General features: G+C 76.4%; 6 protein-coding genes. 2 read left to right on the top strand and 4 right to left on the bottom strand.

The window, feature by feature from the left end; genetic code table 11:
• Positions 1–2,258, top strand: a 2,258-nt coding sequence (locus I6A60_RS39475) for a bifunctional diguanylate cyclase/phosphodiesterase (RefSeq protein WP_203055857.1), incomplete at its 5' end; no start/stop codon positions are given.
• Positions 2,259–2,279: 21 nt separating this feature from the next.
• Here I6A60_RS39475 and I6A60_RS39470 read toward each other — a convergent pair.
• From I6A60_RS39470 to I6A60_RS39460, 3 genes are all read right to left on the bottom strand, one after another.
• On the bottom strand, positions 2,280–3,797 hold the full coding sequence (locus tag I6A60_RS39470) for a glycosyltransferase family 4 protein (RefSeq protein ID WP_203042629.1): 1,518 nt from the start codon (positions 3,795–3,797) through the stop codon (positions 2,280–2,282).
• Positions 3,798–3,927: 130 nt separating this feature from the next.
• Positions 3,928–4,854, bottom strand: a complete 927-nt coding sequence (locus I6A60_RS39465) for a TIGR04222 domain-containing membrane protein (RefSeq protein WP_203055856.1) — start codon at positions 4,852–4,854, stop codon at positions 3,928–3,930.
• 100 nt (positions 4,855–4,954) lie between these two features.
• A complete protein-coding gene (locus I6A60_RS39460; protein ID WP_203011815.1) occupies positions 4,955–6,694 on the bottom strand; it encodes a class I adenylate-forming enzyme family protein in 1,740 nt (579 codons plus the stop codon).
• A gap of 217 nt (positions 6,695–6,911) precedes the next feature.
• Here I6A60_RS39460 and I6A60_RS39455 point away from each other — a divergent pair, with 217 nt between their 5' ends.
• Complete coding sequence (locus I6A60_RS39455) at positions 6,912–7,838, top strand: FkbM family methyltransferase (RefSeq protein ID WP_238437195.1); 927 nt, start codon at positions 6,912–6,914, stop codon at positions 7,836–7,838.
• 57 nt (positions 7,839–7,895) lie between these two features.
• Here the strand turns inward: I6A60_RS39455 and I6A60_RS42500 are convergent.
• Positions 7,896–9,975 (bottom strand): FkbM family methyltransferase (locus tag I6A60_RS42500; protein WP_238437194.1); only part of this gene is annotated, 2,080 nt, incomplete at its 5' end.

The raw sequence follows: 9,975 nt of genomic DNA, 5'->3' as shown, positions 1-9,975 counted from the left end.
GCACGCCGCCGCGCCTGCTGGGCGCGGGCGCCGCCGTTCGCTGGGCTGGCCCATCGCCAGCGTCGGCGAGGCGGGACGCCCCGCTACCCGGCGCCGCGCTGGTACGGCCCGTCTTCCGCGCCGACGGGCCGACCATGCCCAGTCCGCACCGCCCGGCCCCACTCGGCACGACGCACGGCCCAGCCCCGATGGCCGCGCCGGGCCCGGACGCCGCGGCGCAATCGGTGACCGGCCCGCTGCCGCGACCCGTGGCCGCCGGCTGGCCGACGCCGCAGGAGCCGGCGCGGACCCGACCGGCCACGGCTCTGGTCGTGACGGCGGCCGCGCTGCTGGCGGGCGTGCTGGGCGCGCTGGCCTCGCTGGCCGTGCTCGGCGGGTACGGGGCCGGGTGGACCGGCGGCGTCCTCTTCGCCGCCTCGGCGCTGGCGGTGGCGGGCCTGTGCCTGCTGTCGCTGCGGGCCAGGCCGGTGCGTAGCCGGTTCCGCGGCCGCGACGAGCTGACCGGCCTGGCCGGTCGCCGGGCCTTCCTCGACGCCGCGGCCAGGGTGGTGGGCGGCGGCGAGCACCGGGTGCGCGAGGTCTCGCCGGCCGCGCTCGTCCTGGTCAACCTGGACCGGTTCCGGGAGATCAACAGCGTGCTCGGCCACCAGAGCGGCGACCGGCTGCTCGTCGTCGTCGCGAGCCGGCTGCGCGAGCTGCTGCGCCCGTCGGACCTGCTGGCCCGGATCGGCGGCGACGAGTTCGCCGTGCTGTTGCGCGACGCCGGTCCGGGCCGGGCCGAGCTGCTCGCGAACCGGCTACGGGACGCGCTGCGGGCGCCGGTGCTGCTCGCCGACCTGCCGGTGCAGACCGAGGTGAGTGTCGGGATCGCCTACGCTCCCGCGCACGGCCGGGGCGCGGCGGAGCTGCTGCGGCACGCCGAGGCCGCGATGTACGAGGCGAAGCTGACCCGCGTCGGCCAGCGCACCTACCAGCGCAACCGGCACACGGCTGCCGCGCCCGGCCGCGCGCGGCTGCGGCTGCGCGCGGAGCTGCGCAGCGCGCTGGAGGACAACCAGATCGAGCTGCGCTACCAGCCCAAGGCCGACCCGCGCACCGGCCGGGTCACCGGCGTCGAGGCACTGGTGCGCTGGCAGCACCCGCGTGAGGGCCTGCGCGGCCCGGGGGTGTTCCTGCCGGAGATGGAGCAGGCCGGCCTCATGCCAGCGCTGACCCGCCGCGTGCTGGAGCTCGCGCTCGCGGACTGCGCGAGCTGGCGCGGGGCCGGGGCCGAGCTGTCGGTCTCGGTCAACGTTCCGCCGTCGGTGATCGACGACACCGGCTTCGCCGCCGTCGTCGAGGACGCGCTGTCCCGCCACCGGCTGGAGCCGAGCGCGCTGGTCGTCGAGGTGACCGAAGAGGCGCTGATCACCGTGCGGGAGCAGGCCCGGCGCACGCTGGCCGAGCTGCGGGCGCTCGGTGTGCGGGTCAGCCTGGACGACTACGGCACCGGCTTCTGCTCGCTGGCCTATCTGCGCGAGCTGCCGGCCGACGAGGTCAAGCTCGACCAGATGTTCCTGCGGGACATGCATCGGGATCCCTCGGCAGCCGAGATCGTGCGCTCGACGGTGGCCCTCGCGCACGCGCTCGACCTGAAGATCGTCGCCGAGGGTGTGGAGACCAAGGGGGCCTGGCTGGCGCTGGCCGGCTGGCGCTGCGACGAGGTGCAGGGCTACTTCGTCTCGCCGCCGCTGGCCGGCGGACGGGTCGTCAGCTGGCTGGAGGATTGGGCCCGGCGTGTCTCCCGGCAGAGTCAGAGTCAGCCGTCGCCGCCCGACCCGGCGGCCTCGGCTCGGCCGGCCTCGACGAAGGCGGACCCGGCCAAGGTTGACCCGGCCAAGGCCGCCTCGGTCAAGGCGGACCCGGCCAAGGCGCCGCCGGTGAAGCCGAACCAGGCCAAGCAGGGCCAGTCGAGGGCCAGCGGGGCCAAGGCCGGCCCGCTGAAGCCCGGCCCGGCCAAGGGAGACCCGGCGCCCGAGGCCGCGGCTAGCCTGGTCGAGCCGACGCCGAGCCAGCCTGGTGGGGACCAGTACCCGGCGGGCACCGACCCGGCGGCGCAGCAGCGCGGTGCTCGGACCGACCTGGGGGCCGCGGCGGCGCGGGCGGGCGGGCGCGGTGGCGCGACGTTGGTCCCGGCGCAGCCGGGCGCCCGCCCCGGTGGTGCGGCGCGGACGCCGGGCCCGCGTCCACGGGTCGGGCCGCGCAGCCCAACCGGGTGAAGCCTTCGCGCCGCGACGGCGCTACCGGCCCGCCAGGTCGTCGATCTCGATGTCGTCGCTCCAGCCGCGGCTGGCCTCGAGGTAGTCGCTGGTCAGGTAGTCGCCGTCCCGGTCGGCGGCGGTGCCGGGCAGGCCGCCCCGTTCGGGCCAGACCCGCGCGGCCGGCCGGCGCGGCGGCGGCGCGGCGGTGGCGCCCAGCCGGGTTTCCGGCGCGGCCGTGCCGCCCGGCCGGGGTGGGGGAGCGGTCCAGCCGGTGGTCGGCGTCTCGGTGGGCCGGTTGACCGGGGCCCGCCCGAGCACCGCGCTGAAGACGGCCCGGGTGTGCTCGGCGGGCTCGGTCGCCATCCGGGCCCATTCGGCGGCGCGGCGGCGCATCCGGGCGAGGTGGGCCCGGTCGGCGAGCAGCGCGGCGAGCACCGCGGCGAGAGCCTCCGGCGACTCGTCGGCCGGCGTCGCACCGGTGACGCCGTCGACGTAGGCGTCCCGGGCACCCCCGGAGACCGGGCCGACGACGGGGCAGCCGGCGAGCTGGGCCTCGGTCAGCACGATGCCGTAACCCTCACCGCTGCGGCCGGGGCGAGTCCTGGTGCACAGGACGAACAGGTCGGCGCCCGCGTACAGGGCGGCGAGGCTCGCGTCGTCCGGCGACTCGACCAGCTCGGCGTCCGTCACCGCGCCGACCGCCCGGCGCAGGCCGTCCGGGGCCGGGCCGCGGCCGGCGACCAGGAGCCGCACCGGCCCGACCGCGCGGCGCACCGCCGGCAGCGCGGCCAGCAGCTCCGGCAGGCCCTTGCCGGCCCAGTCGGCGTCGGCGAGGCGGAAGACGGTCAGCAGCGTCGGCGGCTGCCGCTGAGCCAGGGCGGCGTGCGGCACGGTCGTCGGCTGGGTCTGTGCCTGGCGCGTCTCGGTGGCCCGGGCGGCCCTGGCGCCCGCGGCCAGCAGCGTCGCGCGCCAGGCGGCGGCGAGACCGGGCCGCAGCACCGGGGCCACGCCGACGTCGGCCAGCGCTCCCGCGCTGTAGGAGCTGATCGTCAACGGGTACAGCGCCGGGCAGCGGGCGAGCAGCGCCCGGCCGAACCGCCGGGTCCGCCAGATGTCGGTGCCGTAGAACAGCACCGGTGCCCGCTCGGCCCGGCCGGCCGCGGCGGCCGCCGCGGCGACCGGGATGAGGCTCGGATGGCCGGTGAGGACCGCGTCCAGCGGAGCGAGCCGGCGGGCGGCCCGCAACGTGACGGCGGCGAACCGCAGCCGGGCCCGGGCGCCCCGCGGGCGTGACGGCCCGTACAGGTCCAGCCGGTGCACCTCGGCCCCGCCTGCGCGCAGCCGCTCCTCGACCGTGCCGAGGTAGCGTTCCACGCCCCCGCCGAGCCCTCCCGACGGGGCCAGCAGCAGGACGCGTGGGGCCCCGGTCTCGGCCCCGATATCGAGACGATGTGTGGAGAGCACGGACGGTGACTCTAAGTGTCCGGTCCCGGGTAGGCCGGAGCCCGGCCCCGGCGCGTCGACTTCCCCCGGCCTAATCGGGCTGGGCGGATGCATCCGCCCAGCCCGTCGCCAGTAGGGGCGGTTGATCCCGTGTTCGCCCAGGTTTACCTGATCGCCGGCTCGGCCCTGGAGCGGCCGCGATCCGGCGCCGGCCGCGACGGGTGGAACCTCGTCGCGGCGTCGGTCAGCCGCCGCAGCCGCCCCCGCAGCCGCCGCCTCCGCAGCCACCACCCGAGTCGCCGCCGCCCGAGGAGCTGGGCGAGGAGAAGCCGAGGTGGCGGGCCAGCTCCTGGTCGGCGGCCCACAACGCGGGCGGGCCGAACAACGCGACCGCGAGGGCCCGCTGCCCGGGCAGCCCGCCTGAGCGCAGCCCGGCGGAACCCGCCCGCGCCTGGCTGAGCAGCAGCCGGCCGCGCTGGGACGGCGCCGGGTACCGCACGCTCGCGGCGGCGACGAGCGCGAGCACGACGGTGGCCAGCAGCTCCAGGGTCAGGATCCCGACCGGACGGTGCCGGGACGCGCCGACGGCCAGCCGGGCGATCCCGAGGGCCAGCAGCACCGCATAGAGCCAGGCGACGCGGCGCGCCGTCCGGGAGCGCTCGCGGGTGGCGAGCGCGCCGAGGCCGAGCAGCCGCTCGCGCATCGCCCCGACCGTGGGGTGGCCGGCGAGCTGGACCACGAGCGACCCGGACCGCGCCCGGCCCGTGCGCCCGACGGCGTCGCCGACGGCCCATTCGAACGCGGTGACGGTCCCGGGCGGGGGCGCGCCGACCACGCGCATCGCCCCGCCGGCCCGGCTCTCTCTGGCCAGGAGGCCCTGCTCGTTGAGCGAGATGACGGCGACGTCGACCGCTCGGCGCAGGCCGCCGGACAGGTAGGCCAGGTCGTCGGGCGGAAGGGTGGGCCACCCGCCCGGAGGGGGACCCCCCGGGCCGAGCAGCGACTGGCGGGCGATCCAGACCACGGCGGTGACCGTGGCGAGCAGCAGCAGGTACACACCGGCGAACGTGGGTCCGCTGATGCCCCAGGTGTCACCGGTCGACGGGGCGGCGGCGAGGGCCGGCCCGCGCGCGCCGGGGCCGACCAGCCCGACGCTGAGAATCAACGTCACGGGCTGATCGTGACAGGCCGTAGCGGCGGCGACCACCGGTCTTCTCGGCCCGTGGGCGTCGTCTGGCCGACAGGGCCTGCTCAGGGCCGGCAGCGCCTGTTCAGGGCGTCGAGGCGTAGCGGGCTTCGAGGTCGCGCTTGAGGAGCTTCCCGGTCGCGTTGTACGGCAGTTCCGTGGCGAAGCGGACGTGGGCGGGGACCTTGAAGGACGCGAGCGCGGCGGCGACCCAGCGCTGGACGTCCTCGGCGGTGACCGTGGCGCCGTCGCGCGGCACCACGACCGCCAGCACCTCCTGGCCGAGCTCACGGTGCGCGACGCCGATGACGGCCGCGTCGGCCAGGTCGGGGTGCTCGGCGAGCCGGTTCTCGATCTCGATCGGGTAGATGTTCTCGCCGCCGCGGATGATCAGATCGCGCAGCCGGCTCTCCAGGTAGAGCAGGCCGTCCCGGATCCGGCCGTAGTCGCCGGTCCGGTACCAGCCGTCGGCACCCAGGACGGCCGCGGTCGCGTGCTCGTCGGCCCAGTAGCCGAGGAAGCCGCTCGGCCCTCGCACGCAGATCTCGCCGACCTCACCGTCGGGCACCTCCGCCCCGTCCGGGCCGATTACCTTGAGTTCGGCCGTCGGGGACGCGACGCCGACCGACCCGGGCGCGGCCCGTAGCCGCCGGCCGCCGGTGGTGGCGCCGATACCGCTGGTCTCGGTCATGCCGTAACCGCCGCCGATCCCGCGACCGGGCAGGTCGCGGTCGATGATCCGCAGCAGCTCCGGCGCGAGCGCTGCGCCGCCGCCGCCCAGCCCGCGCAGCCGGGACAGGTCGTAGTCCGCCAGCCGGGGATGTTCGACGAGGCGCAGGAACTGGGTCGGCACGCCGGACCAGCTCGTGACGCCGTAGCGGGCGGTCAGGTCGAGGTGGACCGTCGGGTCCCATTTCCCGGGTGGCGCGAAGACCAGCGTCATGCCGGTGTAGGGCGCGTTGGTCAGCAGCGGGCCGATGCCCGAGATGTGGAAGAACGGCCCGGCCAGGATCGTGACCGGCGGCGAGGCGGGCGCAGCCGGGGCGGTGCCCGCCGCGAGCTGGTCGATCAGCCCGTTCGCCGTGCCACGCAACGCCGCGTCCGGGCCGAAGTTGACCAGCGCGCGGTGCGGGAGCAGCGCGCCCTTCGGCCGCCCGGTGGTGCCACTGGTGAACAGGATCGCGACCGGGTCGTCCTCGGCGAGCTCGGGGCACAGCTCCAGCAGCGCGGTGGCCGCGGCCGCCGGGGTGGCGGCGGCCGGGTCAGCGGGTGCCAGCGCGGCGAACAGGTCGGCGAAACGGACGACCGGCTGGTCGGACGCCTCTGGGAGACCGTCGAGCCGGGCGAGGCGGCGATCGTCGCCGAACACGACGACGGGCCCGGTCAGCCGCAGCCCGTGGGCGAGCTCAGGACCGGTCCACCAGCCGTTGAGCCCGACGGTGATCGCCCCAATCGACAGCGCGGCCCAGAGCGCGACCGCGTACTCGGCGCTGTTCGCCCCGACGAAGCCAACCCGGTCGCCCTTCTTCACCCCGTACTCGGCGCGCAGCACCGCGGCGACGCGGACGGCCAGCGCGGCCACGTCGGCGAACGTGAGCGTGGTGGCGTCCGCGTCGCCCGGCCCGGTGAACACCAGGTAGGGCCGGTCCGGGAAACGCGCGCAGGCGCTGGCGAGGACGGCCGGCAGGTGGGGCGCCCGGCGGGCGAAGACGGTCATCTCGACGCCGCGGACCCGCTCGCGGGTCAGCTCGAACGGTGCCCCGGGACCCAGCAGGCGCTCGCGGGCGGGGGCCGGAAGCAGGTCACCGTCGGGCCATCGCAGCATGTCGCGACTCCTTCGCCGTTCCAGCCGGTCCGAGACGCCCTACGGACCTGGCACCGCGCGGACCAAGACGCAAAATGAATACTTGATCCAATCTATTGTGGTCCGCCGCACACACCCGGGCAAACGTTTCGCCCATCGGCGGACGCGAGTCGACCGGTCCACCGGCCCGGCCGTCGACGTAGTTACGGAGAGTGCTCGGCCTGATACAAATCTCTGCATGGCGCTGGGTGGGGTGGTGCTCGCCGGACGGCGGGGGCCGGTGCGGTGGCGGGTCGCCGGGCGACTGGACGCGCGGCTGCCCGAACTGTGGGGCCGTGACCAGGTCGTCGGGTGGGTGCGCGGGCCCGTCGACCGTTACGGTGGCCCGCTGGCCGGCCGGCTCGCGAACGGGATGTCCTTCGACGTGGCCAGCTGCCGGGACGGCTCGGCGCGGGCCCTTTCGGCGCTGCGGTACCGGGAGCCCGCGCTGGCCCCGGTGTTCGAGGCGGTGCTGCGGCCGGGCGACACCTGCTACGACGTCGGCGCGAACATCGGCGTCTACACGCTGTGGGCCGCGGGCCTGGTCGGCCGCTGGGGGCAGGTCCACGCGTTCGAGCCGGTGCCGCCGACCATGGCGGTACTGCGCGAGATGGTCCAGCGCAACGGCCTGGGCCAGGTGGTTCCGGTCGCCAGCGCGATCGGGGCGACGGTGGGCCAGACCGGCCTGCGCAGCTACCAGGGCGCCTCCGGCCGCGCGCATGCGGTGGCCGACCCGAGCCACGCCGACCACTTCGCCCGCCTGGACACCCTCGACGCCTACGTCGCCCGCCACCGGCCGCCGGATCTTGTCAAGATCGACGTCGCAGGAGCGGAGATCGACGTGCTGCGGGGCGCGACGGAACTGTTGGAGGACAGAGCTCCGGCGCTGCTGCTGGAGATGCTGACCTCCCGGGTGGCCCGTCGCGGCGGCACCCCGGGCCAGGCGGAGCTGGTCGGCCGTCTGCTGGACGCCGGCTACGTGCTGTTCAATCTGACCCCCAACGGCCCTGTCGCGAACGGCCGCTTCACGTCCAACGTGCTGGCGATCGCGCCGCGCTGGGACCGGTTCGACCGGGTGGTCGCGGCCTTGGCGCGGGTTCCCTTCCCACGGAGCCAGCCGATCTGAGCCTGGGCGCGAACGGGCGCCTGCCGCGGTGCCCGGGCGCGGGTGGTGCCGGTTCGCCTACCGGCCCCGGTCGCGCCGCGCCAGTGGCACGGATGCCGCTGGCTCGCGGGTCGGGGCAGCGGCCGAGGGACCGCGGGGTGGCCCGGCCTGCGGGCGAGCGCCGACCGGGATCGCGAGCGTCGTCCACGGCGCGGCTGGCACCGGTACGCGGCTGGCCGGCGGGAGCTCGCCGTCGAGCACCTGGTATCCGTGCTCGGCGAGCATCGCCCGCGCCCGGCGGGCGTTCGCCCCGGCCACCGCGCAGATGACGGTCGGGCGGGCCTCGGCGAGCACGCGGTGGGCGCCGGCCAGTGCGAGCAGTTCGGCGCCCTCGATGTCGATCTTCAGTACGTCGGGTGCTGGCGCGTGCGAGAGCAGGTCGTCGAGCGTGACGGTCGGAACCGGAATCGTCGTGCGCACCTTCGCGCGATGGCCGAAGCCGGCCAGGTGGCTCGTCGCCCGGTTGCGGGTTGCCACGCAGAGCTGGCCGATGCCGGTCACGTCGCCGACCGCTGCCGCCAGCACCTCGACGGGCGCCCGGTCGCCCGGCAGCGCCGCCGAGCGGCGCAGCAGGCCGACCAGCCAGGTGTCCGGCTCGACGGCCAGCACATGGCCGCTGGGACCGGCGGCCGTGGCGGCGGCGAAAGTGGACAGCCCGACGTTCGAGCCGATGTCCCAGACAACCGCGCCCGGCCGCACCGTCTCCCGGATCAGGCCGATGAGCACCGGGTCGATCTGGGTGAGCGTCCCGCGCAGGTGCTTCAGACCGGCCTCGCTCGACGTGTAGATCCGGGTCTTGTTGTAGGGCGCCGGGAGCCGACGCCGCAGCACCAGCCGGTGCGTCGCCCGCTCGGCGAGCGACCGGACGCTCGCCGGGACAGCGGGCGCGTCGAGAACAGCGAGCATCGGCTTGACGACCTCGTCAACGCCGCGCAGCCAGCGCAGCGATGACTGGCGCATGGCGTAGCGGGCGTTCCAGCCCGGCGCGACCTTCGCGAGGCCGCGCCCGGCGGCGCCTGCCAGCCCGCCGGACCAGGAAGCCCCGCTCGGGGTGGGCACCCGGGCCTGCCCGGCCCGGCTCGCGGCGGCCGTCGGCGACACAGCGAGGCTCGTGGCGCGTCGGCTGGTCGAGCGAGATGTTCGGGCCCGGTGTGTCCTCTCCCAGTGCGTCGGGCGAGGCTCGTCGGGGAACGGGCGGTCGGCGGGTGGCAGCGGGCCGATCCCGTCGAGCAGGCCATGCCAGGCGAACCGGCAGCGCGCCAGGCCGCGCCCGCGCAGAAGGTCCGAACCGGCCGACCGCGGCACGGTGCCCAGCGCCAACCACAGCGCGCCGGCGACGCCGCTGCGGCCCTGGTGCGCGCGGGCGAACCAGATCCGGTTGCGCGTCGTGAAGTAGGTCATGGCATCGCCGCGCATCACGCCGCCACCGGTGTGCCACGCCTGGTGCCGGCTGGCTATCACCCGCCAGCCGGCGGCCCTGGCTCGCCAGGCGAGGTCGGCGTCCTCGTAGCCAAGGAAGTAGCGGGTGTCCATGGGCACCTGACGGTGGCACTCGGCGCGGATGAGCAGGACCGTGCGGGTGACGAAAGGGACGTCGGCCGGCTCATTCGGACCCGCGGCATGGCGGCGGCGCGAGGTCAGGGACAGCGCGGTAGGCCGCTCGGGGGCGGGATGGATGCCTTCGGGGTCGAGCAGTGTTGGGCCGACGATGCCGACCCCGTCGTGCGCGAGCAGGTCGAGGCAGGCGCCCAGCGTGCGCTCCGGCAGCCAGACGTCGTTGTTCACCAGCAGGTAGGCGTGGCTGTCCTGGCGAGCGGCGGCACCCAGTCGGAAGCCGCCGGCGAAACCAAGGTTCGCGTGCGGCACGAGCCATTCGATCGTCGCGGGAAGCCCGGCGGGGCGGGCGGCGCCGTCGTTCGCGACGACCACCACGCCGTCGATCCGGCTCATCTGATCGAGGCGCGCCGCGAGCCGTGCCGTCGACTCGGTCCGGCCCCAGTGCACGATCACCGCGGTCGCGTGGGCCCGGCCCCCCGCCCCGCGCCGCCCCGCGCCGCCCGCCCCCCGCGGGGCCCCCGGGGGCCGCCCCCGGGGGGGG

Origin of the sequence: Frankia sp. AgB1.9 (genome assembly GCF_016786355.1) — a bacterium.
Lineage (GTDB): Bacteria > Actinomycetota > Actinomycetes > Frankiales > Frankiaceae > Pseudofrankia.
The sequence above is the reverse complement of the archived record's forward strand: the minus strand, read 5'-3'. Positions and strand labels throughout refer to the sequence as shown.